Annotated in this window: 17 protein-coding genes; 4 read left to right on the plus strand and 13 right to left on the minus strand. The window is 66.3% G+C overall.

What is annotated here, in order from left to right; genetic code table 11:
- Window positions 1–163: 163 nt before the first annotated feature.
- Entirely contained in the window at window positions 164–1,246 is a 1,083-nt protein-coding gene (locus CSC76_RS14030) for an ABC transporter ATP-binding protein (RefSeq protein WP_162110618.1), read from the minus strand.
- A 386-nt stretch (window positions 1,247–1,632) separates the two neighbouring features.
- On the opposite strand from CSC76_RS14030, the gene glk reads away from it, so the two are divergent.
- The 3 genes from glk (at window position 1,633) to CSC76_RS14045 (ending at window position 5,557) form a co-directional block, all read left to right on the plus strand.
- Window positions 1,633–2,640, plus strand: a complete 1,008-nt coding sequence (gene glk, locus CSC76_RS14035) for a glucokinase (protein WP_162110619.1) — start codon at window positions 1,633–1,635, stop codon at window positions 2,638–2,640.
- A gap of 232 nt (window positions 2,641–2,872) precedes the next feature.
- Window positions 2,873–4,783 carry a phosphogluconate dehydratase gene (gene edd, locus CSC76_RS14040; protein WP_162110620.1) on the plus strand — a complete coding sequence of 637 codons (1,911 nt, stop codon included), beginning with the start codon at window positions 2,873–2,875 and terminating at the stop codon, window positions 4,781–4,783.
- A gap of 117 nt (window positions 4,784–4,900) precedes the next feature.
- Window positions 4,901–5,557: a bifunctional 4-hydroxy-2-oxoglutarate aldolase/2-dehydro-3-deoxy-phosphogluconate aldolase gene (locus CSC76_RS14045; RefSeq protein WP_162110621.1), complete on the plus strand. Its 657-nt coding sequence runs from the start codon at window positions 4,901–4,903 to the stop codon at window positions 5,555–5,557.
- 148 nt (window positions 5,558–5,705) lie between these two features.
- Here CSC76_RS14045 and CSC76_RS14050 read toward each other — a convergent pair whose 3' ends face one another.
- The 12 genes from CSC76_RS14050 to CSC76_RS14105 form a co-directional block, all read right to left on the minus strand.
- Entirely contained in the window at window positions 5,706–6,383 is a 678-nt protein-coding gene (locus CSC76_RS14050) for a hypothetical protein (RefSeq protein WP_162110622.1), read from the minus strand.
- Window positions 6,384–6,435: 52 nt separating this feature from the next.
- Window positions 6,436–9,588, minus strand: coding sequence for a discoidin domain-containing protein (locus tag CSC76_RS14055; RefSeq protein WP_162110623.1), 3,153 nt, complete (start codon window positions 9,586–9,588; stop codon window positions 6,436–6,438).
- A gap of 41 nt (window positions 9,589–9,629) precedes the next feature.
- On the minus strand, window positions 9,630–10,451 hold the full coding sequence (locus CSC76_RS14060) for a carbohydrate ABC transporter permease (RefSeq protein WP_162110624.1): 822 nt from the start codon (window positions 10,449–10,451) through the stop codon (window positions 9,630–9,632).
- Window positions 10,448–11,332 (minus strand): carbohydrate ABC transporter permease, encoded by an 885-nt coding sequence (locus CSC76_RS14065; protein ID WP_162110625.1) that lies wholly within the window; start codon window positions 11,330–11,332, stop codon window positions 10,448–10,450. The genes CSC76_RS14060 and CSC76_RS14065 overlap by 4 nt, the downstream gene beginning before the upstream one ends.
- Window positions 11,329–12,612 carry a sugar ABC transporter substrate-binding protein gene (locus CSC76_RS14070; protein ID WP_238394982.1) on the minus strand — a complete coding sequence of 428 codons (1,284 nt, stop codon included), beginning with the start codon at window positions 12,610–12,612 and terminating at the stop codon, window positions 11,329–11,331. The genes CSC76_RS14065 and CSC76_RS14070 overlap by 4 nt, the downstream gene beginning before the upstream one ends.
- Window positions 12,613–12,693: 81 nt before the next feature.
- Window positions 12,694–14,340 carry a glucoamylase family protein gene (locus tag CSC76_RS14075; protein WP_202923538.1) on the minus strand — a complete coding sequence of 549 codons (1,647 nt, stop codon included), beginning with the start codon at window positions 14,338–14,340 and terminating at the stop codon, window positions 12,694–12,696.
- 379 nt (window positions 14,341–14,719) lie between these two features.
- Window positions 14,720–16,240, minus strand: coding sequence for a tryptophan halogenase family protein (locus CSC76_RS14080; RefSeq protein WP_162110628.1), 1,521 nt, complete (start codon window positions 16,238–16,240; stop codon window positions 14,720–14,722).
- 65 nt (window positions 16,241–16,305) lie between these two features.
- Window positions 16,306–19,368, minus strand: coding sequence for a TonB-dependent receptor domain-containing protein (locus tag CSC76_RS14085; RefSeq protein WP_162110629.1), 3,063 nt, complete (start codon window positions 19,366–19,368; stop codon window positions 16,306–16,308).
- A gap of 101 nt (window positions 19,369–19,469) precedes the next feature.
- Window positions 19,470–20,498, minus strand: coding sequence for a LacI family DNA-binding transcriptional regulator (locus CSC76_RS14090; protein WP_162110630.1), 1,029 nt, complete (start codon window positions 20,496–20,498; stop codon window positions 19,470–19,472).
- Between the two features lie 184 nt (window positions 20,499–20,682).
- Window positions 20,683–22,947, minus strand: coding sequence for a beta-glucosidase BglX (gene bglX, locus CSC76_RS14095; protein ID WP_162110631.1), 2,265 nt, complete (start codon window positions 22,945–22,947; stop codon window positions 20,683–20,685).
- A gap of 87 nt (window positions 22,948–23,034) precedes the next feature.
- Window positions 23,035–23,301, minus strand: a complete 267-nt coding sequence (locus CSC76_RS14100) for a BolA family protein (protein WP_162110632.1) — start codon at window positions 23,299–23,301, stop codon at window positions 23,035–23,037.
- Window positions 23,298–23,597, minus strand: a complete 300-nt coding sequence (locus CSC76_RS14105) for a YciI family protein (protein WP_162110633.1) — start codon at window positions 23,595–23,597, stop codon at window positions 23,298–23,300. Before CSC76_RS14105 ends, CSC76_RS14100 begins: the two co-directional genes overlap by 4 nt.
- A gap of 376 nt (window positions 23,598–23,973) precedes the next feature.
- Between CSC76_RS14105 and CSC76_RS14110 the strand changes: the two genes are divergently transcribed.
- Window positions 23,974–24,879 carry a segregation and condensation protein A gene (locus CSC76_RS14110; protein ID WP_162110634.1) on the plus strand — a complete coding sequence of 302 codons (906 nt, stop codon included), beginning with the start codon at window positions 23,974–23,976 and terminating at the stop codon, window positions 24,877–24,879.
- The last annotated feature ends 5 nt before the right edge of the window (window positions 24,880–24,884 follow it).

Genomic DNA, 24,884 nt, shown 5'->3' on the forward strand with positions numbered 1-24,884 from the left:
GCTCGACCGCGCGGGCTCAAACGGGCATGTTTATGCAGGTTCATCCGGGGCTCCTGGGGGCTGGGTTGGCTTCGCAACCCCCATCTTCCAGAGATGCCCCGGATGAACAACCTACCGAGAGATCACACCTAGGCCTCCCTTTCTTCTGCCACGCTGTGCACCATCAACCCAGGCGCAAGCCGCTGTCCGGATCGAAGCCGTGCAGCACCGCGTTCTCGATCGTGACGCGCAGGCCTTGCCCCGGCTCCGGCAACACCTGCGGCGGCATGCGCGCCACCAGCGACTGGCCGACGAAACGCAGATTGACGAAGACCTCGTTGCCGACCGGCTCGATCAGGTCGACATGCGCCTCGAACGCGGTCTTGCCGATCCCCGCAGGCTGCAGGTGTTCCGGACGGATGCCCAGCGCGATGCGTCGTCCCACCCACGTTTCGGCGACGGCGGCGGTGCCGAGCGGTATCTGACCGCCGCCGTCCAGCGCGAAGTGCAGGCCGTCGTCCTGCGTCAACGTGCCATGCAGCACATTCATGGCAGGACTGCCCAGGAACCCGGCGACGAACAGGTTGGCCGGCTTCTCGTACAACGCCATCGGCGTGTCGATCTGCTGGATCTCGCCGTCCTTCAGCACCACGATCCGCTGGCCCAGCGTCATCGCTTCGACCTGATCGTGCGTCACGTAGATCATCGTCGCGCCGAGCTGTCGATGCAGGCGGCCGATCTCGGTGCGCACGGAATGGCGCAGTTTCGCATCCAGGTTCGACAGCGGCTCGTCGAGCAGGAACACCGACGGCTCGCGCACCAGCGCGCGCCCCAGCGCGACGCGCTGGCGCTGTCCACCGGACATCTCGCGCGGCAGCTTGCCCAGCATGTGGGTCATGCCGAGCGTGTCGGCTGCGGCGTTGACCCGCCGGTCGATCTCAGCGCGCGCCACGCCACGCAGCTTCAGGCCGAAGGCGAGATTCTCGGCCACGGTCATGTGCGGGTACAGCGCATAGCTCTGGAACACCATCGCGATGTCGCGGTCCTTCGGCTGCACGTCGTTGACGCGGCGCCCGCCGATCAGCAGGTTGCCATCGGTGATGTCCTCCAGCCCGGCGATCATCCGCAACAGCGTCGACTTGCCGCAGCCGGACGGTCCCACCAGCACCATGAGTTCGCCGTCGGCGATCTCGAAGCTGGCCCCGTGCACGGCCACCTGGCCGTTGTCGTACACCTTGCGCACGCGGTCGAGCTGGACACTGGCCATCATTGCTCCGGTCGGGCGGTGCCCGTGGTTGTTCGCAGCGGTCGGCGTCCCGTTCCGCGGCCGGGGAAGTTGCGCTATTCTGCCATGTAACCGTTTTCACAAGGCAAGCGGCCGCGCGCCGACACCCGCACGTCCACCTTATCGTCTAGGCCGCCCATGTCCCGTCCGCCGCGCCGCACGCCCGCCGCCCCGACTTCCCTCTGCGCTGTCGTGCATACGTATACGCACGCCGCATCCGCGCGGACACCTGCCTGGCGCCGGCATGGGTGCGCGCTATCATGCGCGGCCCACGCAACGTGGCTCTACCCCCGCACAACAGGATCGACCAGGCGAATGCAGCGGACCCCTTTTGGAAGCCTTCCCGCACCGCACAGGATGTTGGCCGCATGAGCAACGCCGATCGGGTCCTCCTCGCCGACATCGGTGGTACCAACGCGCGCTTCGCGCTGGCCGATCCCGCGTCCGCCGTGCCGCTGCTCGACGACAGCGTGCGCGAATTCGTGGTGGCCGATTTCCCGTCGCTCGCCGACGCCGCGCAGCACTACCTGGATGAAACCGGCGCCACCGCCCAGAACGGGGTGTTCGCCGTCGCCGGCCGCGTGGATGGCGATGAGGCCCGCATCACCAACCATCCGTGGGTCATCTCGGTGAACCGCACGCGGCAGGCACTGGGCTTCCAGGGTCTGAAGCTGGTCAACGATTTCGCCGCGCAGGCGATGGCCGTATCGCTGCTGACGCCGCGCGATGTGGTCGCCATCGGCGGCGCGCACTGGATGCCGTCGCCGTTGTCCGTACCTCGCACCTATGCCGTCATCGGCCCCGGCACGGGCCTGGGCGTGGCGGCCCTGGTGATCCGCGACGGACGCGCCTATCCGCTGGAAACCGAAGGCGGCCATGTCAGTTTCCCGCCGGGCACCCCGGAAGAGATCCGCATCCTGGAAATCCTGTCGGCGCAGTTCGGCCGGGTGTCGAACGAGCGCCTGATCTGCGGTCCAGGCCTGGTCAACCTGTATCGCGCGCTCAGCGAGATCGCAGGTGAGGATCCGGGCGGCCCGCTGGAGCCGAAAGACGTCACCGCACGCGCCGCCGCCGGCGATCCGCGCTGCGTGCGCACGCTGGACGTGTTCTGCGCCGTGTTCGGCGCCATCGCGGGCGATCTGGTGCTGACCACCGGTGCGTGGGACGGGGTATTCCTGACCGGTGGCCTGGTGCCCCGCCTGCTGTCGTCGCTGCAGCACTCCGGCTTCCGCCAGCGCTTCGAACACAAGGGCCGCTTCTCGCCCGCGATGGCGCGCGTGCCGACCCTGGCGAACATGCACCCACGTCCCGGCCTGCTCGGCGCGGCGGCCTACGCGGTCGAACTGTTCGGACCGAAGACACCCCCGCACGCCTGAGGTTTTGCGCAGATGCGCGCTGCAACGCAACACATGCAGCGCTCCCACGCGCGGACTGGTCTGCCTTTGGTCGCTTTCGCGCCTGCGCCAAAGGCGGTAGAAAGCATCATGCCGTCGCCGTCGTCACCCGCCCTTCCCCTCCACGCACTGGAGATGCCGGAAGGCCGCGCCTCACGGCCTCATTTCGCCACGCCATGCAGAATGTCCGCGTCTGCAGCCTAGCCCTACGCCCATGAGCCTGCACCCCCGCATCCAGGAAGTCACCGAACGCATCCGCCAGCGCAGCGCACTGCTGCGCCGCACCTACCTCGACGGCATCGATGCCGCCCATCGCGAAGGTCCGCAGCGCGCGCGCCTGAGCTGCGGCAACCTGGCGCATGCCTTCGCCGCCTGCGGCCCGACCGACAAGGGTCGGCTGCGCGCCGACGTCACGCCCAACCTCGGCATCATCAACGCGTACAACGACATGCTCTCGGCGCACCAGCCGTTCGAGCACTACCCCGAGATCATCCGCACGCTCGCCCGCGAGATGGGCGCCACCGCGCAGGTCGCCGGCGGCGTGCCGGCGATGTGCGACGGCGTCACCCAGGGACGTCCGGGCATGGAGCTGTCGCTGTTCTCGCGCGACGTGATCGCGCAGGCCACCGCGATCTCGCTGAGCCACGACATGTTCGACGCCGCGCTGTACCTGGGCGTGTGCGACAAGATCGTCCCCGGCCTGCTGATCGGCGCGCTGGCCTTCGGCCACCTGCCGGCGGTGTTCGTGCCGGCCGGCCCGATGACGCCGGGCATCCCCAACAAGGAAAAGGCCGCGGTGCGCGAGCGCTACGCCGCCGGCGAAGCCACGCGCGAAGAGCTGCTGGAGGCCGAAGCCGCGAGCTACCACGCTGCCGGCACCTGCACGTTCTATGGCACCGCCAATTCCAACCAGGTGCTGCTGGAAGCGATGGGCCTGCAGTTGCCTGGCACGTCCTTCGTCAACCCCGCCCAGCCCCTGCGCGACGTGCTGACCCGCGCCGCGGCCGAACGCGCCCTGCGCATCACCGCACTGGGCGACGACTACCGGCCGATCGGCCGCCTGATCGACGAGCGGGCCATCGTCAACGCGATGGTGGCCCTGATGGCGACGGGCGGTTCCACCAACCACACCATCCACTGGATCGCGGTCGCGCGTTCGGCAGGCGTGATCCTGACCTGGGACGACATGGACCTGATCGCACAGACCGTGCCGCTGCTGGCGCGTGTCTATCCGAACGGCGAAGCCGACGTGAACCGGTTCGCCGCGGCCGGCGGTACGCAGCTCGTCTTCCGCGAACTGCTCGACGCCGGCCTGATGCACGACCTGCCCACCATCGTGCCCGGCGGCATGCGCGCGTTCTGCGACGAGCCGCGCCTGCAGGATGGCAAGCTGGCCTACGCGCCAGGCGTCGCGCAGAGCGCCGACGAGGACGTGGTGCGGCCGGTGTCGCGTGCGTTCGAAGCCCAGGGCGGCCTGCGCCTGCTGCGCGGCAACCTGGGCCGCTCCCTGATCAAGACCTCGGCCGTGAAGCCGGAGTACCGCTACATCGAGGCGCCCGCCGTGGTCGTCGACGATCCGCGCGCACTCAACAAACTGCATGCCGCCGGCGCGCTGCCGCAGGATTTCGTCGCCGTCGTCCGCTATCAGGGCCCGCGTGCGAACGGCATGCCCGAACTGCATTCGCTGGCCCCGCTGCTCGGCCTGCTGCAGAACCAGGGTCGCCGCGTGGCGCTGGTGACCGATGGCCGCCTGTCCGGCGCATCGGGCAAGATTCCCGCCGCCATCCACCTGACCCCGGAAGCGGCTCGCGGTGGCCCGCTGGCCAGGCTGCGCGAAGGCGACATCATCCGCCTGGACGCAGAAGCAGGCACGCTGGAAGCCCTGGTCGATGCCGCGGAATGGGCCTCGCGGGACATCGCGCCCAACACGTCGCCGGCCGCGCTGGACCTGGGTCGCAACCTGTTCGCGGTGAGTCGCGACGTGGTGACCCCCGCCGACCGCGGCGCGATGTCGATCTCCTGTGGCCTGCCGCACCACGATGGCACCTGGGAATACGATGCCGAGTACGAACTGGGCGATGCCGCGCATGCTGCCGAGGCACCCCAGGAAGCCAAGGATGCGTAGCATCCTGTTATCTCTGTAGGAGCGCCCTCGGGCGCGATGCTTTTCGGGAATGGCGAGAAGAAGAGCATCGCGCCCGAGGGCGCTCCTACAGTCCTCCTCCCAGCCGAACATTCGACCATGACCATCGAAGCCCGCCAGCAGAAAGCCGAATCCCTCCTCCGCGCCGCCGGCATCCTGCCGGTCGTCACCGTCCATGCGCTGGATGAAGCGCGCAAGGTGTCCGAAGCGCTGCTGAAAGGCGGCCTGCCGGCGATCGAGCTGACGCTGCGCACGCCGGTGGCGATGGACGCGCTGGCGATGCTGAAGAAGGAACTTCCGGATATCGTGATCGGCGCCGGCACGGTGTTGACCCAGGACCAGATCACGCAGTCCATCGATGCGGGCGCCGATTTCCTGGTGACACCCGGCACGCCGCCGGCGATGGCCGAAGCGCTGGCCGCTGCCGACATCCCGGTGGTACCCGGTGCCGCCACGCCGACCGAACTGCTGTCGCTGATGGCGCGTGGCTTCCGCGTCTGCAAGCTGTTCCCCGCCACCGCCGTCGGCGGGCTGGCGATGCTGAAGGGCCTGGCCGGTCCACTGTCGGACCTGAAGATCTGCCCCACCGGCGGCATCACCGAGGACACCGCGGCCGATTATCTGTCGCAGCCGAACGTCGTCTGTATCGGCGGTTCGTGGATGGTGCCCAAGGGTTGGCTGGACAACGGCGAGTGGGACAAGGTCACCGCCAGTTCCGCCAAGGCCGCCGCCATCGTCAAGGGTGTGCGCGGCTGAGGTTCTCTCTGTAGGAGCGACGTAAGTCGCGACCGCAGAAGTGAAGTGTCGTGATGCGTGTGCGCAGTCACGCCGTCACTGCCGGAAACATGGCGCTCGCCCTCATGCTGCGACATGCGATGCCGTGCGGTCGCGACTCACGTCGCTCCTACAGTGGGTCATGACGCTTGAGTTCCATTGCCAGCCCCTGTCGCCGCCACCCCAACGCCAGCACGGCATACCAGCCGACCATCAGCAGGCCGAGCCACCATTCGAAGACGTTCTCCCAATGGTCTTTCGCAAGGGGATCCGCGACGGCGAGCCCCGCCACGACATTGGCGACGCCCAGCGCCAGCATCGCCATCGCGATCCACGACATCCACGCGATGACGCTCGCTGGCAGTGCCTGCATGCGCGACGCGCGACGCATCAGCGCCAGCTGCGCGAGATAGCCGAAGCCGAAGTATACGACCACGCCGTATCGGCGAAGGAAACGATAGGCCTCGCCTTCGGTACCGAGAAATGTGGCGTAGACCGCCAGCGCCATGGCCGACATCGCGCCCAAGGCGAGCATCAACCGGCCTCCGCGCAGCCAATGCCGGGCCAGCCACCACACCAGCGCATGCAGCACCGCACACGGGATCACCAGCATCCGGAAGAGATGGTTTCCCAGCCCGTGGCGGGCCGCGCGACTGATCGAGACGCAGCCCTCCACGTACGGCATGCAGGCCGGCACGTGGCCTGCCTGGATCGACAGCAGGTAGGCCGCATGCGCCGCGACCAGGAACAGCGCCGCGATCAGCAGCGGCAGCGGCCAAAGGGGTAAGCGGGCGTCATCGGCGTTCATGGCAGCAGGCGCGGACAGGAGCCGCGCCTACTCTATCCCCGTTCGGCTTCGCTCACGGCATACGGATGCTGACCTTCGCCGGCAGCGTGGTGATGCGCAGCTCGCCGTCCTTCCACTGCGCGGATTTACCGTTGATGCGCGTCTCGCCACGCGCGGCTTCGTAAGGCCATGGCAGTACCAGGCCGCCGGCCGGCAGCTTCAGTCCGGCCTTCGCATCCAGGACAACCTCATCACCCTGCTTGCGCAGTGCGTAGCCGAGTACACCGTAGGGCGTGCGCAGGCCATCGATGGCGATGCCCTCCCCTTCCAGCCAGCCCGTGGGAACGCCCGCCGCCAGCACCAGGCTGTCGTCCGCTTCGCGGGTGTAGGCGAACATGTCCAGCGCCGAGCGCACGAAATCCGACGCGACCCAGGCGTGCGGCAGGTCGCCGACGAAGAACGGCTTGCGCGGCGTGCGCGACACCACTTCCGCCCACTGGTTCCACGCCTGCGGTGCGCGATCCTTGAAGAAGAAGTCCAGCACCTCCCAGGCGCGTTCGCGCCAGCCCAGGCGCACGAACGCGGCGACATTGCGCCATTCATAGGGCGTGTAATCCTTCCACTCGCGCTGGCCGTCGCGGCGTTGCACGAATTCGGTCCAGTAGCGTTCGAACGTCCCGTGCAACAGGTCGACCGGCAGCTGGCCCTGCTCACCGCCGGGCGCCAGCGCGATGGTCGTCGAGGTCGGATCGAAGTCGCCGATCTCCGCCGCGCCTGGCAGGTAGTGGATGCCATGCAACTGCGTTGCCGCGCGCAGCGAGGCGTACAGATCTTCGCGGAACTGGTCGCGCGAGGTCGCCATGCGCTTCGCTTCGGCCGCCTCGCCGAGCGCTTCCGCCACCTCGACGGCGTCCTTGTACCCGCGCAGCGCCCAGAAATTGTCCCAGTACGAATGCATCGGCTTGGCCGAGTAGCCTTCGTGGCTGATCGAAGCCGGCATCATGCCGTAGAACGCGGCGTTGACGGCGCGGTTGGCCTCGGTGCGCTCGCTCAGGCGCAGCGCTTCCATGTAGGCGAACGCCCCCTGCACGTGCGGCCACATCTTCTTCAGGAACGCCTTGTCGCCGGTATAGCGGTAGTACTCGGCGATGTTGAAGATCAGTTCGCCGTGGCTGTCGTTCTCGGGCACGGGATCGCTGCCGCGGTCGTCCACGCAGCACGGCACCTTGCCGTTCTCGAACTGGTAGGGCGCGTAGTATTCGACGTATTCCTTCACCACTTCCGGGCGGCCCAGGCGCAGCAGGCCCTCGGAGATCATCGCACCGTCGCGGATCCAGCTGCGCGAGTACGAGCGCGTGCCCGGCTGAAGGCGCGGCCCGATCCGCGAGATCAGCATGTGGGCCAGCGCGGTGCGCAGCGTATCGGCGACCGGCTGGCCCTCGGCCGGGACCTGCAGCTTCATTTCGTCGAGCTTCCTGCGCCAGACCTCCGCCATCGCCTCCTGGTCCCGCGCTGCATCGATGCGCGCCGGCAACGCACCTTCCAGCGGCGCGACCCAGTCGATCTCACGGCTCTCGCCCGGCGCCAGGGTGAAGCTGTAGAGCACGGCACCGGAGGCGAGGCCCGTCGCATCGCCGTCGACCGAGGCGGTCTTCGCGGTCGGTGCATCCATGGCCTCCATGCGCTCGCGCACCATGCCGGTGTCGAAACGTGACGCCACGACAGCATCCGGTGACGTGAAGCGCAGGCTGGCGCGTCCGTTCACGGTCGCCACGCCGTTACCCAGCGCGAGCGCGTTGATCGGACTGAAGCCACCGGTGGTGTTGAGGAACTGGCTGGGTGGATTGACCTGCCACGGCTGCACGGCCAGCGCGAGCGCGTACTCGCGCGATGCGGTGCCCGTGTTGGTCAGGCGATGCCGCGCGACGACGCGCGAATCGCCCGGCGTGCCCGCGGCGAAGGCCGTGGTGGCCAGCGAGAACTGCGGGTGCGTCCAGGCCACGGTGGGAATCGGCAGATAGCCGTCCTGCAGCGACTGCGTCGCCTGCACGTCCGCCCAGCCGATCCAGCGTCCATCCACCTGCACGAAGGGCTCCACGCTGACACCGCCCTTGGCGATCTCGATGGCCCCGTCTTCGCCGATCAGGCCCTGCTCGCGTCCGCCATCGAGGCCGACGATGGTCCAGTACGGCTGCTCGCCGCTGAAACCGCGCGGGAACCAGCCCTTCGGCGCATCGGCCGCCATCGCCTTGATCAGGTCGTTGGGATGCGCGGCGAACGACAGCGGCTTCACCTCCAGGCCGGCCAGGGCGAACGAGGCGCCCGGACCATCGCCCACCGTCAGGCGGATGTAACGCGCTTCGGATTCGGGCAATGCCAGGTAGTCACGTCCACCGTTGCCCTCCACCACCGTGCGCACGTCGCGCCAGCGCAGGCCGTCATCGGACAGCTGCACCAGATAGTCCGACGCGTGCTGGCCCGGCTTCCAGTCGAGCACCAGCCCGCCGAACTCGCGCAGCCTGCCCAGGTCCAGCGTCAGCTGCGGATCGGTGTCGCCGTGCAGGTCCGCGGACCACGCGGTATCGGACTTGCCGTCCACGGCCAGGCGTGGGGCACCGGCAGGGAAGGCAGCGTTCGCGCTGGCCTTGCCAGTCAGCGGCGCGCCGTCATCGACCGGTAACGGCTGGAACGTCAGCTGGTCGAAGCAGACCGAGCCCTTGCCGCCGGCGTTGTTGTAGACCGTGTACTCGAGCCTGACGCTCCTGCGCAGCACCCGGTCCGGATCCGGCCCCCAGGCCTTGTCGATGTGCCTCATCTTGTAGCGCACCGGCGTCCATGCGGTCGGGAAGTCGTACTTCGGCCGGTTGACCCACCACACGTTGTCGCCGCTGGCGTCGATGAGCTTGAACTGCAGGTCGTTGCGCGGCGAATCGCCGCGCAGCTGGAAGGCGAACTGATAGTTCTGCGGATATTCGAGCGCGAGGTCGCGCTGGATGCCGGCATGGCCCGACACGCCATTGAAGTCGTAGTCCAGGCACAGCCCCTTACCTTCGACGCCCGCGACCGACCGCAGCGCACCGCTGACCTGGTTGGAGGTCACCACCCGCCACGTGGAGGGATCATCGAACCCATCCAGCACGCGCGCCGGCTCCGCCGCCTGGGCAACGGCGCAGATCGCCGGCAGCAATACCAACCCGGCCGTCAGGCGGGCGAAAGTCGACACCATGTTGTCATCTCCGTCAGACACGGGCGGCATGCGCGGCGGGCTCAGCCCTTCACGCTGCCCAGCAGCAAGCCCTGGATGTAGTAGCGCTGCAGCACGAGGAACAGCAGCAGCACCGGCAGGATGGTGACCACCGAACCGGCCATCATCAGTTCGTAGTCCATCACGTGTTCGCGCGACAACGCCGCCAGCGCCACGGGAAGGGTCTGCAGCGCGTCGTCGCTCAGCACGATCAACGGCCACATAAAATCGTTCCAGGCACCGAGGAAGCTGAAGATCGCCAGCGTCACCAGGATCGGCTTCAGGCCCGGGAGCACGATCTGGAAGAAGATGCGCGCTTCGCTGGCGCCGTCGATGCGCGCGGCTTCCAGCAGTTCGTCCGGGATCGAGCGCGCGTACTGGCGTACCAGGAAGATGCCGAAGATCGCCGCCATGCCGGGCACGATGGCGCCGGCATACGTGTTCACCAGGCCCATCTGTTTGAGCAGCAGGAACAGCGGCATCATCGCCACCTGCGCGGGAATGACGAGCGCGGCCAGCAGCGCACGGAAGGTGCTGTCGCGGCCCTTGAAGCGCAGCTTGGCGAACGCATAGCCCGCCATCGTGTTGAACAGCAGCGACAGCAGCATCACGCTGGTCGAGACGATGAAGCTGTTGACCAGGTAGCGACCCATGCCAGCGCGCACGAACAGGTCGCGGTAGTTGTCCAGCGTGGGCGCGCCGGGCAGCAGCGGCGGTGGGAAGTGCCCCGCTTCGCCGGTCTGCATGAAGGACACCGACAGCATCCACAACAGCGGGCCGAGGCTGACGACGGCCAGCGCGACCAGCAGACCGTTGACGACGATGGCGGCGAGACGGTGGTTCATTCCACGCCCCGCCTGCGGGCGAACCACAGCAGGCCGCTGGTGACGGCCGTCATCAGGATGAAGAGCAGGAACGCCACCGCCGATGCGTTGCCCAGGTTCCACCACTTGAAGCCTTCATCGTACATCAGGTACAGCACGCTCTTGGTGCTCTCCAGCGGGCCGCCCTGGGTCATCACGTACGGCTCGGCGAACAACTGGAAGTAGCCGGCCATGGTCAGGATGCCGACCAGCAACAGCACCGGGCCGAGCTGCGGCAGGGTGACGTGGCGGAACTGCGCCCAGCGCGAGGCGCCATCGATGCGCGCGGCCTCGTAGAGATCCTCGGGAATGCTCTGCAGGCCCGCCAGGAAGATGATCATGTTGTAGCCGAAGTTCTTCCATACGGCGAACAGGATGATGGTCGGCATCGCCCAGGTCGGATCGCCCAGCCAGTCCACCGGATCGATATCCAACCACGACAGTCCCCAGTCCACCAGCCCGTCCCTGGTGTGGAAGAGGTAGCGCCAGACCACCGCCACCGCCACGACGGTGGTGACCACCGGCGCGAAGAACGCGGTGCGGAAGAAGCCCTTGAAGCGTCCCAGCCTGGAATGCAGCAGCAGCGCGGCACCCAGCGACACCGCGACCGACAGCGGAACGCCGACGACGACGAAGTAGACCGTATTGCCCAGCGATTTCCAGAACAACGGGTTCTGCAGCAGGCCGAGGTAGTTGTCCACACCGACGAAGCGCAGGTTGTGGATATCGGCCAGGGCATAGATGTCGAAGTCGGTCAGGCTCAGCACGAACGCCGCCAGCACCGGCAGGCCGAAGAACACCACGATGACCGTCAGCGCCGGCGCGGCGAACAACCAACCTGCGAGTGCATGGGTCGACCTCATGGCGCGGCCCCTGCCTTGTCGGCCTGGTCCAGCATCCAACGCCGCTTCTCCAGGATGCGGTCGGCGCGCCGGTCCAGTTCCTCGACCGCCTGGTCCACCGTCACGCGTCCGTTGGCGACCTGCTCGCCCACCAGCCGCATCTCCGTCGCGATGCGCTCCCACTCCGGCACCTTGGGCGTGGAGACGGCACGCTCCAGTTGCTCGCGGAACGCCTTCGCGTAGGGATCTTCCGCCAACGCCGGCGTCAGCCATGGCGAGCGGCGCGGCGGCAGATCGCCGGTCAGCGCATGGAACTCGGCCTGCACCTTCGGCGAAGACAGCCAGGCGATCAGCTTCCAGGCCGCTTCCTTGTTCGGCGAGTCCTTGAATACGACGAAACTGGTCCCGTTGGCGAGCGACGCGCCCGGGCCCGTCGGTCCCGGCAATGGCATCGTCATCCAGTCGTCCTGCTGCGCGGCTGGCAGCCGCTCCTTGAACTTGGTGATGTTCCAGGGTCCGGAGATGTAGAACGAGTAGAACCCCTTGCCGAACTCGTCCCACACGTTAGAGATCTGGTTGTTGGTCACCACCGGCGCCCAACCCTGGTCGAACATCTCCTTGTAGAACCCGAGCGACTGGCGGAACCCTTCGCTGCGGAAATTGCCGTAGCGGCCGCCATCGCGCAACAACGGCTCGGGCTGCTGGACGGCCAGGCTCAACAGCGGCTCGAATTCGTTGAGCGGCAGCAGGATGGAATAGTTGCCCTCTCCCGCCACCTGCTTGACCTTGCGCAGCGCCACGCGCCATTCGTCCCAGCGGGTGGGCAGCGTCTTCACGCCGGCCTTCGCGAGCATGTCACGGCGATAGAACGGCAGGCGCGTCTCGACATACCACGGCACCGCGTACGCGCGGCCGTCGATCACGCCGGTATCCCAGACACCCGGGAAGAAATCCGCCTGGTCGAAGCCGGGCGTCGCGGCGATCCGGTCATCCAGCGGATCCAGCGCGCCGAGCGCGGCGAACTCCGGAATCCAGGTGTTGCCGATGGGACTGACGTCGGGCAAAGACTCCCCGGCGAAGGCGGTCAGCAGCTTTTCGTGTGCGGACAGCCACGGCACGATCTGCAGGTCGACATGGATGTCGGGGTGCTGGCGTTCGAACTCGGGCAGCAGCTTCGCCACCACTTCGCCTTCGTAACCCATCACCCAGAAACGCACCGTGGTACGCGTGTCCTCGCTGCGCGCGCAACCCGCCAGCCCCACGACGAGGGCGGCGACCACCAGCAGGAAACAGCAGCGCACCAGGGCCGACCTTCGAAGAAAGGCCGCCCTGATGCGTGCTGGAGAGAACGACGCGGGCACGCGCTCGACCATGCGTGCAGCTTACTCCGGCTGCTGCGGGCGCGCCGCCTCGGGCTGCGCGGCCTGGTTGGCGCGCGACTCGGCCGTACCCAGTGCGCGCGCCGCCGCGGCGTCGAGATCTGCCGGTGCCGGAGGCGCTGCCGGCGCGGCCTGGGCCGCCTGCTCGGTCTTCGCATCCAGCCATCCGCCCTGGAATCCGGCCTTCTTCAACCCGTCGCGGATGTAGCGGTTCTTCTTCATCACGCTCCAGACGAAATCGTTGCGGTAGTTGGCGATCATCGCCAGGATCGGGCCCTGGTCGATGCCGATGTAGTCGCTGGCCACCCAGCCCTTGCCGGGCACGATGCGGCCGGTCTTCAACGGAATGTCGTAGTCGAAGCTGGGATTGAACGAATCCAGGAAGCCGTAGCTGGAATACAGGTAGTCGCCGTAACGGCGGTGCATTTCCTCCGTCGCGGGAATGACGATTTCCGGCGCGAACGGCAGCGACGCCACCGCCGCCGTCGGCGCGATGGTGCCGTCGTCGAAGTTCTCGCGGAAGCCGGCGCCACGCGCGGAGTAGTGGCGGAACGGGCGCTGCTCGCCGCGATACTCCTGCAGGGTCTGTTGCGGACCGTCCGACGCGGTGAGGCCCCAGACGTTCTCGCCGTAGTCCTTCCACTTCATCGGGTTCTCGATCGCATACGCCCGCTGGGCGTACGTGGCGCGGCGGCTGTTCTCGAAGTAGTCCATGCCGCGCTCGCGCATGTAGGCGTCCTGGATGCCGCGGAAATCGATCCAGACATGGCTGTACTGGTGGCCGAAGTGCGGGGCGAAGGTCAGGTACTCCTGCCCCTGGAACACGCCCCACAGCTCGCTGTAGCTGCGCGTCCACACCTCCCAGGCTTCCGGCCCCACCGGATGCGTCGGCGAGGCCATCGCCAGCACGTACACCATCATGGCCTCGTTGTAGCCCTTCCAGTCGTGGGGGATGACGCCGCTCTCGGGGAACCAGCCCATCGAGATCAGCGGCTTGTTGTTCTGCAGGAAGGTCCAGTCCACGCGCTTGTAGATCGTGTCGGCGATCCAGCGGATCTCCCGTTCGCGAGGGTCATCACGATCGTAATACGACTGCGCGAACAGCACGCCCATCAGCAGCAGCGAGGTATCCACGCTGGACAGTTCCACCCAGGTGTTGAAGCGGTGCCCGGTGTTCATGTCCAGGAAGTGGTAATAGAAGCCCTTGTGGCCGGCCTTGCCTTCCTTCTGCGGGCCCTGCGGCAGGTCGCGCAGGAACTTCAACGTGGTCAACGTGCGATCCACGGCCTGGGTACGGCTGACCCAGCCGTTCTCGATGCCGATCGGATACGCCGTCAGTGCGTATCCCACCGACGCGATGCTGGCGAACGGCCGCGACGGGTAGCGGTCCGGCGTCATCCCGTTCACTTCGTTGGTGGTGTCCCAGAAGAACTGGAACGTGCGGCGCTCGATGTCGCGGAACAACGGCGGCAGTTCGGGCTTCGCGGGCGGCTCGGGCTTGGCGGCGACGGCGGGTGCGGCGGGTTTGGCGTTCGGCTCGGGCGCAGGCTCCGGCTCCGGCGTTTTCTGGCAGGCGGCAATCGCGAGGATCAGAAGGAATGCCGTGAGACTGCGGGCCAATGGAAAGCGGGCTTCGTTCTTGGTCATCATGCTGGGCTGTAAACGTTTACATTCGAGGACGAAACCCTGCGCGCCAGATCGGCAACGGAATTCGCCGGCGATTCAAAAATTTCGGGGGATTCCGCTGCCGGAAAGACAGGAGACGGAGAAGGCACAAGCGTCCGTCGGCGGACGTATCGGTGAAGTGCGTTCCTGCGCCGTTTCATCGGCGGCAGACGCGTGTCGGATGAACCACTCGTGCGTCACTTCCGCCCTCCACGGATGACCGCTCACCATCGAAATGTAACCGTTTTCATTGTCCATGGCAAAAACGGCCAAATCCAATCCGCGCGGCTCGCAAATCATTGTTTCCTTTAGAAAAAAAAGAAGCTTCTATGCTGCAGTGCAGCGGCCACGCGTTCACTCGCATTCAGCCCACCGCGGGCGCCCGGCAATGGCGTTCTATGAAGGCCTGGTGCTTGGGCATGGCCTGCACGCAGCGGTCGATGGTCTGCCGCACGTTCGCCACGAATGCCCCAACTTCAGCCTCCGACAGACGATCCACCAAGGGTGAGTACGTTTTCGGCACGATGCGCTGGCCCAGCATCACCTGCACCCAACTCTGCAACGCAAAGAACTCCTCCCCGTCCCGATAGAAACGCGCGCTGTTGCGGAACAGATCGATGTTGGCCCGCAACGTGTCGGGGATCGTCATGTCCCGGCACTCGCGCCAGAACGGTTCATCGCGCTCAACCGCCTTGTAGTGCAGGATCAGGAAGTCCCGGATGTGGTCGTATTCGAAGTGCGTGCGCTCGTTGTAGCGCGCGACCAGGCCGGGATCGATGCCTTGTCGCGGAAACATGTCCAGCAAGCGGAGAATTGCGGTCTGGATCAGCAGCAGGCTGGTCGATTCCAGTGGCTCCATGAATCCACTGGCCAGTCCGACCGCCACCACGTTGCGGTTCCAGAACTGCTTGCGCTTGCCGGTGACGAAACGCAGCGGCCGGGGCTCTGCCTGTGCTTCGCCGTCGAGATTCGCGAGCAGCGTGCTTGTGGCTTCGTCGTCACTGAGAAAGCGACTGCAGTAGACCAGGCCGTTGCCGGTACGGTGCTGCAGCGGAATGCGCCATTGCCAGCCCGCCGTACGCGCTGTCGAGCGTGTGTAGGGCGTGGGGTCACCGACGCGCGCGCAGGGTACCGCCACCGCACGGTCGCATGGCAGCCAGTGACTCCAGTCTTCGTAGCCGGTCTTCAGCGCCTGCTCGATCAGCAGGCCACGGAAACCGGAGCAGTCGACGAAGAGATCGCCTTCGACTCGGCGACCATCGGCCATCACCACGGCTGAAACGAAACCATCCTCTGGACGCAGTTCGACATCCACCACCCTGCCTTCGATCCTTTCCACGCCCTGCCCTTCCGCGAAGCCGCGCAGATAGCGTGCGTAGAGCGTCGCGTCGAAGTGGTAGGCGTAGGCGACCGACGCGAGAGGCGACGTGGGTGGTACGTCCGTCGCGCCGGGAAGGAAGCGGTCCTGGCGCGAAGCCGCCGTCTGTAGTTGATATGAGCCGATGTCGCCGACATCCTTGCCCGCAAGAAGGAGGCGCAACCAGTAATGGTGGAACGCGGCCGGACCGGGATCGTGCCCGACCATGCCGAACCCGTGCATGTAACGGTCACCGATGCGCGCCCAGTCGCGGAACTCGATGCCGAGCTTGAAGGTGCCCTGCGTGGCGCGGACGAACTCGGCTTCGTCCAGTCCCAATGCCTGCGTATTGAACGTGCGGATGTGCGGCACCGTGGCTTCGCCGACACCGATGATGCCGATCTCGTCGGACTCCACCAGCCGCACTTTGCACGTCCGGTCCAGATGCCTGACCAGCGCCGATGCAGCCATCCAGCCGGCCGAGCCGCCGCCCACCACCACGACCTGACGGATCGAATTCCCATCCATCTCATTTCCCCGATATGACGGGACCCGCTTGCGCGGGTCCCGAACATTGCCGATGACGTCGCCTGTTACCAGGTCAGACGCGCGCTGACGAACAGCGTGCGCGGCGGCGTGTAGCTGGTGACGCCGTTGCCCCTTGTCACGAAGCTCGTCTGCGGGTCGTATACGCCGCCGCCGCCCCAGTCGGTGAAGTACGAACTGTAGTTCTCGGCGTTGGTGACGTTGATCATGTCCGCGCGCACTTCGAACGTCATGTCCTCGGCAATGTCGAAGCGCTTGGACAGCGACAGATCCAGTTGCTTGGTGCCCAGCGTGCCCGGCGCATCAGTGGAAACGATAAGCGGGTCATTCAGCTCGGTGCCGTACTCCCACCATCCCACGATCGAGTTGATCGGCGGCGGCGTAGCCAAGGTTACCTTTGCAGATGCAGTGAAGCCCCAAGGCAGATCGTAGATGCCCGTCATCACCAGGCGATGACGCGGCACGGCCCTCAAATCGATGAACGGATAGTCCTCGATCGTCGCTCCATCGAACGCATAGTGCTCATCACCACCGCGGTTGCCCTTGGCACGGGAGAGCGTATACGCCGCGGTGAATCCCCAACCCGACTCCTGCGTATAAGGCTTCTCGGCCGACAGCAGAAGCTGGGTCGTCTTGGTCTCCAGCCCATTGTTGCCGATGATCAGGTTACCGAAGCCAGGCGGCGCATGTTCCCACGGCTGTGCGATATCGTTGGCATTCCACGACGGCGCGTCGAAGAAATTGCCATTGGGATATCTATTGCCAAGCGTGAAGATGAAGCCTTCCTTACTGTGCACGTATGCCAAAGTCGCCGACGTGTTCCACTCGCCGATGGTGCCGCGAATACCCAGCGAATACTGGTCGGAGTACGGCGTGACCAAGTCGTTGTTCATCAGGTTGAGTTCGCCGTTGCGGCCGGCCACTTGGACTTCGTTCGCGAGTACGTCGATGCCATTGAGGAACGCCGGATTCCAATTGACGCAACTGCCGGGGGTCGGTGTGCAACCAGTGCTTTCGACGAAGTTGATCTCGTAAGTTGCCAGCGCCGCTTTGACCTGCTCCAGACCCATGTAGTCGTACAGGTTGCGGTCGTAGCTACGGCCCGCGCCACCAAACAACACCCAGCGCTCATCGCCACTCAGGTCGTAAGAGAAACCCAATCGCGGCGCCCAGTTGTTCTTGTCGGCTTTGCGATTGTTGCCGGTGCTGATGTAGTCCTCAATGTTTACGCCGCCAGCGCGCAGCTGAGCGTCATAGCTGGGAGCCTGGGGATAGGTGGCGCTTCCGCGAGGCGGCGTACCCGGCCCGTACAGTGCGTCCACGACTTCCTGAGGCGTCACGTAGTCGAGATAGGACGGGATCTCCTCGTAGTCCCACCGCAAGCCCAGGTTCAGCTGCAGACGTTCGGTGACATCCCAGTCATCCTGAATGTAGATGCCGAACTGCTTTGCCTTGGTGGTAACGATAGGCGAAGCGCCTTCAAACGGCAGATTGAAGTTCACCTGATAGGGAATGGTCGCGGTACCGACCGGCAGATACGGGCTGGGCTGCAGCGATCCATCGTTGACCGCATAACGGAAGGTCGGATTGATCGCCGAATTCTCGCTCTGGGTCAGCTCGACGGACTTGTACTTGAAACCCGTCTTGATGACATGGTCTCCCATCCACTCGAACGAGTTGAAGGTCAGATCGTTCTGGAAAGCCGGCCCCTTCTGGCCCTTGCGCTGAATCGAAAGGGCGCTGGTGGAATCAGCCGTGATGAGCACCTGGTTCTCGTCCAGACCGCGAGTGTAGATGGACTGATTGCCGATCGTGAATGCGGCCGGATTGAACAGCGCGTCCTCGTACGTGATGCGCGCTTCGTTGACGAACGTCTCACCGTAATGCATCCAGCGCAGGTCGTAACGCTTGTCGGTATTGAAGTTGACCTTCGCAGCGGTATCCGTTGTCGTGCCACCGTTCCCGCTGACACCCTCCTCATCGCGGTACTTGGCCGACAACTCCAACCGGTCGTTGTCGCCTATGTCCCAGCTGATCTTTCCGAAGTACAGATCCTCATTGAAAGGAGATGTCGTCGGCCCGAGCTGAGCGCGGATACGGTCCGGCAGGAAGGGTTCGAACGAGGACCAGTCACGGGGCGTAGCGACCGGATCCACATTCAACACGAAGTCCTTGGCTTCGTAGCTGAAGAAGAAATGCATCTTGTCTTGGATGATCGGGCCACCCAGGGCAAAGCCATACTCGTTCTGCTTGGTCTTGTCCTTCTCGGTACCGGCAGCCACCTCGCCCACGGTCCGCTGGCGCATCGAAGTGTTGGTATAGCGCGTGAACACCTCGCCTTTGAATTCATTCGTACCGGACTTCGTTTGCGCGATGATCGCCGCAGAACCCACCTGGTCGAACTCGGCCTTGTAGTTCGAGGTCACGACCTTGTATTCGCCGATCGCCAACTGGGGAAACGGATTGCCGGCACTCTGATCCTGGCCGGATACGCCACCAGTGAGTACGTAGTTCTTCTGTCCGACACCGTCGATGTAGACGTTGATGGCACTGGTTTGCTGTGCGCCGCCGCGCAGCTTGGACTGGCCGGTACGCGGATCGGTCTCGAACTGCATGCCCGGCACGGTGTCGGCGAACTCGAGGAAGTTGCGAGTCAGCTGGGGGATGGTGTTGATCTGCTTCAGCGAAACATTGGTGCCGACTTCCGAGGTCTTGACCTCCTGCAGCGGCGGCGCCGACACGCGCACGGTATCCAGCGTGGTCGCATCGCCCGCGGGGGCTGCCGGAGCGGCACCCGCGAGATCAAGACTGACCGAGGTCGCAACCTGCAGGGTCACCGTCCGCTCGGTGTCACCGGACGACACGGTATATGTACCGGGCGGAAGACCGACCAGTGCATAGCTGCCATCCGAACTCGCGGTCACCTGCCGCTTGCTGCCCGTGGCGGTGTTGACCGCGGGGACCTGCGCGCCGGCTTCAGCCTTGCCGCGCAACGTGGCATTCGAAGACTGTGCGATGGCGTGACCACTGGCGATGACCAGCACACTGGCCAGCGCACAGGTCAGCAGCTTGCGCTTGGGTTGGGTTGTGGAACGGTTGCGATGTTTCATTGGCTCTCTCCCTCCAAAAAGTCGTTTCATTGCGGGCCGGCTTGATGGCCGCCTGTAATCGGTTACAAGCCCGCCCAAAAAAAAGCGGGTGCCTCTTTCTCTTACTTCTTCGCCCGCGGCACCGCTCCGATGCTCGACTCCCGCACGATCAGTTCGGGAACCAGCATCGCCGACGGCGCCACGCGCTCGCCGTCGGAGTCGATCGTGTCCAACAGCCGGCTCATGGCCTGCCCGCCCAATTCCGCGATACTGACCCGCATCGTGGTCAAGGTCGGGGGAACGAAGCGCGCCAGCGGGATGTCGTCGAAGCCTGCTAGCGCGATGTCCTGCGGGACGCGCACACCGGCCTCGTTGAAGGCGTACAGGCAGCCCAGCGCCATCATGTCGTTGGCGGCGAACCCCGCCTGCGGCCGGTCCGCCGCCTGCGCGATGCGCTTCCCGGCCTCGTAGCCCGCCGTTTCGCTGAAGTCGCCCGCGAACTCCTGCGGCGGCGCCTCCGGCGCAAGGCGGGCGAGCGCATCGCGGTAGCCGCGCAGGCGCTCGCGCGCGTCGAAATTGCCTTCCGGCCCGCCGATGAAGGCGATGCGCCGGTGCCCGGCCTGCACCAGGTGCTCGACCATCGCCACGGCGGCGCTGTAGTTGTCGATGGTCAGCGCCGGATAGGCCGCTTCCTGCACATCGGTGTTGATCAGCACGACCGGCAGCGACGATGGCAGGTTGTCCACCAGGAAGCCGGGCTGGTCGGTGTATGGGGACAGCACCAGCAGACCGTCCACGCGGCCCCGCATGGCGCGCAGGGCTTCACCCTGCTCTTCCGGAAGGCCGTGATAACTCGACACGAGCAGGTGCTGGCGGCGCGCGCGGGCCACCTGGTCGATGCCGCGGATCAGTTCGGAGAAGAATTCGCCATACAGGTCGGGCAGGACTACGCCGATGGTCTGGGTGCGCCGGCTGCTCAGGCTGCGGGCGGCGGCGTGCGGCTGATAGCGCAGGCGGTCGGCCGTGGCCAGGACCTGCTGGCGCACGGACTCGGCCACGTTCTCGTGCCCGTTCAAGGCGCGCGACACGGTCGCCACGGAAACCCGTGCCTCACGTGCGACATCCTTGATGGTGACCGAGGTTCGCGCCATTCCCCGCCCCTCCGCGGTGATGACTGCTGCAAGTGGCGCGGACTGTAACCGTTTTCACGGAAACGTGTAAAGCCCGCGTTATTCAATGCCGAAAACTCTTTACGATCATGTACTTGCGGATAACCCAGGTATCCGCAAGTATTTTGCGCCGCAACATATTGACCCGTGCTGCAGCGCCCCGGATTCAGCGGTCTGCGACCTCGAATCCGACCTCGCGCGTGCGGTCGGAACTGCCACCGACAAACACAGTGAACGTACCCGGCTCGACCACGCGCTGCATGCGGTCATCGAGCATCGCCAGATCATCGAAGCCCAACGCGAAGGTGACGACCTTCGACTCGCCGGGCTGCAGTGCGACCCGCTGGAATCCGCGCAGCTGCTTCACCGGTCGCGTGACGCTGGCCACATCGTCGCGCACGTACAGCTGCACGACTTCCTCGCCGGCCAGCTTGCCGGTGTTGGTGACGCGCACGCTGACCTGCTGCTGCAACGCCGAGGGCACCAGCGTCTTCTTCGACACGACCGGCGCGTCGTAGCGGAACGTCGTGTAGCTCAGACCATGGCCGAAGGCGTACAGCGGCGTCCACGGCACGTCGAGATACTTGCTGGTGTACTTCTCCTGCTCGCTCGGCGGACGGCCGGTGTTCTTGTGCGCGTAATAGATCGGCACTTGGCCGACGTTGTGCGGAAAGGTCACCGGCAGCTTGGCCGACGGATTGACGTCGCCGAACAGCACGTCGGCGATCGCCGGCCCGCCTTCCACGCCGGGGAACCAGGCTTCGAGGATCGCCGGCACCTTGCCCTTCAGTCGGCCGATGGACAGCGGACGGCCGTTGAGCAACACCAGGGCGACCGGCTTGCCGGTCGCGGCCACGGCCAGCGCCAGTTGCTCCTGCACGCCGGGCAGGTCGAGCGAAGTGCGGTTGTTCGCCTCCGCGCTCATGTCCGGGTGTTCGCCGAGGAACATCACCACCGCGTCCGCCTGCTTCGCCGCGGCGACGGCATCGGCGAAACCTCTGGTGTCCTGACTGTCGATGTCGGCGCCCTTGGCCACGATCAGCCGTGTCTTGTCGCCGAGCGCGGCCTTCAGGCCTTCCAGCGGCGTGATCGCGTCCTCCTCGCGCCCCGCCACCGCCCAGTTGCCCAGCATCGCGCGACGGTGGTCGGCCAGCGGACCGATCACCGCCAGCGTGCGCACGGACTTGGACAACGGCAGCACGTCACCCTCGTTCTCCAGCAGCACCATCGACTTCTGCGCCATGCGGCGCGCAGCGGCGCGGTGCTCGGGCGTCAGCGTCAGCGCGCGCTCGCGTGCGCCATCCGGCGTGCAGGAGCGGTACGGGTCGTCGAACAGGCCCAGCCGGTACTTCGCATTGAGCACGCGGCGCACCGAGGCATCGACTTCCGCCATCGGCACGCGACCCGCCCTGACCGCGGCGGGCAGGTCCTTCACGTAGATCTGGCTGACCATGTCGACATCGACGCCGGCACGCAGGCCCAGCGCACCGGCCTGCTCGCGGTTCGCCGCCACGCCGTGCGGCATCAGTTCCATCACGCCGGTGTAGTCGCTGACAAGCAGGCCGTCCCAGCCCCACTCCTTGCGCAGCAGGTCTTGGATCAGCGGCCGGTGCGCATGCATCGGCACACCGGCGATCTCGTTGAACGAGGCCATGATCGACTGCGCACCGGCATCGATGGCGGCCTTGAACGGCGGCAGGTAGACCTCGTGCAGCGTGCGCTCGGAAATGTCGGCCACGTTGTAGTCGCGCCCCGCCTCGGCCGCGCCGTACGCCACGAAGTGCTTGGCCGTGGCCAGCACCGCATCCGGCTTGCGCAGGTCGTCGCCCTGGAAGCCGCGCACGCGCGCAGCGGCCAGGACGGAGCCCAGATAAGGATCCTCGCCTGCGCCTTCGACGATGCGGCCCCAGCGCGGATCGCGCGCGATGTCGACCATCGGCGCATAGGTCCAGTGGATGCCGTGCGCGGCGGCCTCGACCGCGGCGACGCGCGCGGCGTGCTGCACTTCCTCCGGATCGAAGCTGGACGATTCGGCCAGCGGCACCGGGAAGACCGTGCGGTGGCCATGGATCACGTCGTAACCGAACAGCAGCGGGATGCCCAGCCGGGATTCCTCCACCGCGATCTTCTGCAGGCGGCAGGTCAGCGCGGCGCCCTGGGTACCGAGGTAGGAACCGATCTCGCCCCGGCGGATCTGGTCCTCGTTGCCGGCCATCGCGGCCGGGCCGGTGTTGTTGCCCACGCCCGGCGGCTGGTTCAGCTGGCCGAGCTTTTCCTCCACCGTCATCTTCGCCATCAGCGCGTCGACGAAGGCCGTTTCGGCCGGGGTGGCGTAGACCGGCGGCTTGGCCGCGACGGGGGCCGCGAGCAGCGCGGCCAGCAGGCCGACCCGCAGGGGCGTGGGAGCAAGGGAGTGTTGGTAACGGGTCATGGCGCCCTCCCGGCGATGCGAAAGGGGGCGAATGTAAACGTTTTCATCCGCGCCTGCATGACGCAGTGCCGGAAACCGCGACGGGCGTCAGGCCGCCTCGCCCGGGGCCTTCGCCTCGATGGTCAGCGCATGGATGTCGGTCTGCATCATCTCGCCCAGGGCCGCGTAGATGGCGCGGTGGCGGGCCAGCGGCGCCTTGCCGGCAAACACCGGGCTGACGATCCGTACCGTGAAATGCCCCCGGCCGTCGCGCGCGCCCTCGTGGCCGGCGTGCTTGTGGCTGTCGTCGATCACGTCCAGGGTCACAGGCTGCAACGCAGCCAGGGCCTCGCGGATGCGCTCGATCCTGGTCATGGCAGCACCTTGCGGAACGGGCGCACGTCCACGCGCGCGTACACGCCCGCCGCGACATACGGATCAGCCTCGGCCCAGGCCCGCGCATCCTCCAGGGAATCGAACTCGGCAATCACGATGCTGCCGCTGAAGCCCGCCGGGCCCGGATCCTCGGCATCGATCGCAGGGCACGGTCCCGCCAGCAGCAGGCGCCCCTCGTCGCGCAGCGCGGTCAGCCGCGCCAGATGCGCCTGGCGGGCTTCCAGTCGCCTGGGCAGGGCGTCGGCCGCGTCGTGGCCTTCAATGGCATACCACATGATGTTTCACTCCGGGGGAGAAGCCTGAATTGTACGTGCGCACCGGTGGCCGGGTGCTGGACACGGTCCGGGCCAGGGCTTACCCTGTCGTTCATTGCACGGCCGGAAGCAGCGGCCCGTCCATGGGAAGACCCGGCAGCGCCGGCCTCCCTGCCCCGTCGAGGGACCACCGGGACGTTCGATTCGCTGCCCCCACCCGCCCGCGCCCGACGACCTCTCGCTGTCCGCCGCCGCCTTCCGCGGTGTGCTTTGCTGGTTGCTGTAAGGGAAGCGTTCGCCCTGCGACGCATGATGATGATGGTTGGTGCATTGCCGGTGCCGCGCCGTCCTGCCGTGCGCAGGCCCGCTTGGTGATCCGCACGATGGCTGTTTCTTGATGAGCCCAGAACTCGCGTCCGACGCGAACCCACAACACCCGCCCGCCCATCCGCAGCAGCAGGAAATGCCGCTGGCGGTGGTGCATGGCCAGCCGGTACTGCAGATCCCCCAGGACCTGTACATCCCGCCGGACGCGCTGGAAGTCATCCTGGATGCGTTCGAAGGCCCACTGGACCTGCTGCTGTACCTGATCCGCCGGCAGAACCTGGACATCCTGGACATCCCCGTCGCCGAGATCACCCGGCAGTACGTGGACTACATCAACGTGATGCAGGAGCTGCGGTTCGAACTGGCCGCCGAGTACCTGCTGATGGCGGCCATCCTGGCCGGGATCAAGTCGCGCATGCTGCTGCCCCGGCCGGTCACCGAGGAGGGCGAGGAAGGCGACCCGCGTGCCGAGCTGGTACGCCGGCTGCAGGAGTACGAGCGCTTCAAGCAGGCCGCCGAAGACCTGGATGCCCTGCCCCGCCAGGACCGCGACACCACGCCGGTGCACGCGGACGTCCCCGACCGGGCGGCCGTCAGGCTGCCGCCGCCGGTGGAACTGAAGGAAATGCTGCTGGCCCTGCACGACGTGCTCAAGCGCGCCGAGCTGTTCAGCGGCCACGCCATCAAGCGCGAGGCGCTCAGCGTGCGCCAGCGCATGGGCGACGTGCTGACGCGGCTGGAGGACGGCAAGTTCCACCGCTTCGAAAGCATGTTCACCCCCGAGGAAGGCAAGCTGGGCGTGCTGGTGACCTTCCTGGCCATGCTGGAACTGGCCAAGGAACAGCTGCTCGACATCGTGCAGGAAGCCCCGCTCGCCCCGATCTACATCAAGTCGCTGGCGCTGAACAACACCAACGAACCGCTGCAGTTCTCCAGCGAATTCGACGACAGCGACGCCGCCAACGACAGCCCGTGACCGCG

The sequence above is a fragment of the Pseudoxanthomonas mexicana genome, assembly GCF_010093385.1.
Classification (GTDB): Bacteria; Pseudomonadota; Gammaproteobacteria; order Xanthomonadales; family Xanthomonadaceae; genus Pseudoxanthomonas_A; species Pseudoxanthomonas_A mexicana.

Bases quoted from the DNA above. Each gene is read 5' to 3' on its own strand.
- CSC76_RS14030 (WP_162110618.1), bottom strand. From the start codon at position 1,246: ATGGCCAGTGTCCAGCTCGACCGCGTGCGCAAGGTGTACGACAACGGC.
- glk (WP_162110619.1), top strand. From the start codon at position 1,633: ATGAGCAACGCCGATCGGGTCCTCCTCGCCGACATCGGTGGTACCAAC.
- edd (WP_162110620.1), top strand. From the start codon at position 2,873: ATGAGCCTGCACCCCCGCATCCAGGAAGTCACCGAACGCATCCGCCAG.
- CSC76_RS14045 (WP_162110621.1), top strand. From the start codon at position 4,901: ATGACCATCGAAGCCCGCCAGCAGAAAGCCGAATCCCTCCTCCGCGCC.
- CSC76_RS14050 (WP_162110622.1), bottom strand. From the start codon at position 6,383: ATGAACGCCGATGACGCCCGCTTACCCCTTTGGCCGCTGCCGCTGCTG.
- CSC76_RS14055 (WP_162110623.1), bottom strand. From the start codon at position 9,588: ATGGTGTCGACTTTCGCCCGCCTGACGGCCGGGTTGGTATTGCTGCCG.
- CSC76_RS14060 (WP_162110624.1), bottom strand. From the start codon at position 10,451: ATGAACCACCGTCTCGCCGCCATCGTCGTCAACGGTCTGCTGGTCGCG.
- CSC76_RS14065 (WP_162110625.1), bottom strand. From the start codon at position 11,332: ATGAGGTCGACCCATGCACTCGCAGGTTGGTTGTTCGCCGCGCCGGCG.
- CSC76_RS14075 (WP_202923538.1), bottom strand. From the start codon at position 14,340: ATGATGACCAAGAACGAAGCCCGCTTTCCATTGGCCCGCAGTCTCACG.
- CSC76_RS14080 (WP_162110628.1), bottom strand. From the start codon at position 16,240: ATGGATGGGAATTCGATCCGTCAGGTCGTGGTGGTGGGCGGCGGCTCG.
- CSC76_RS14085 (WP_162110629.1), bottom strand. From the start codon at position 19,368: ATGAAACATCGCAACCGTTCCACAACCCAACCCAAGCGCAAGCTGCTG.
- CSC76_RS14090 (WP_162110630.1), bottom strand. From the start codon at position 20,498: ATGGCGCGAACCTCGGTCACCATCAAGGATGTCGCACGTGAGGCACGG.
- bglX (WP_162110631.1), bottom strand. From the start codon at position 22,947: ATGACCCGTTACCAACACTCCCTTGCTCCCACGCCCCTGCGGGTCGGC.
- CSC76_RS14100 (WP_162110632.1), bottom strand. From the start codon at position 23,301: ATGACCAGGATCGAGCGCATCCGCGAGGCCCTGGCTGCGTTGCAGCCT.
- CSC76_RS14105 (WP_162110633.1), bottom strand. From the start codon at position 23,597: ATGTGGTATGCCATTGAAGGCCACGACGCGGCCGACGCCCTGCCCAGG.
- CSC76_RS14110 (WP_162110634.1), top strand. From the start codon at position 23,974: ATGAGCCCAGAACTCGCGTCCGACGCGAACCCACAACACCCGCCCGCC.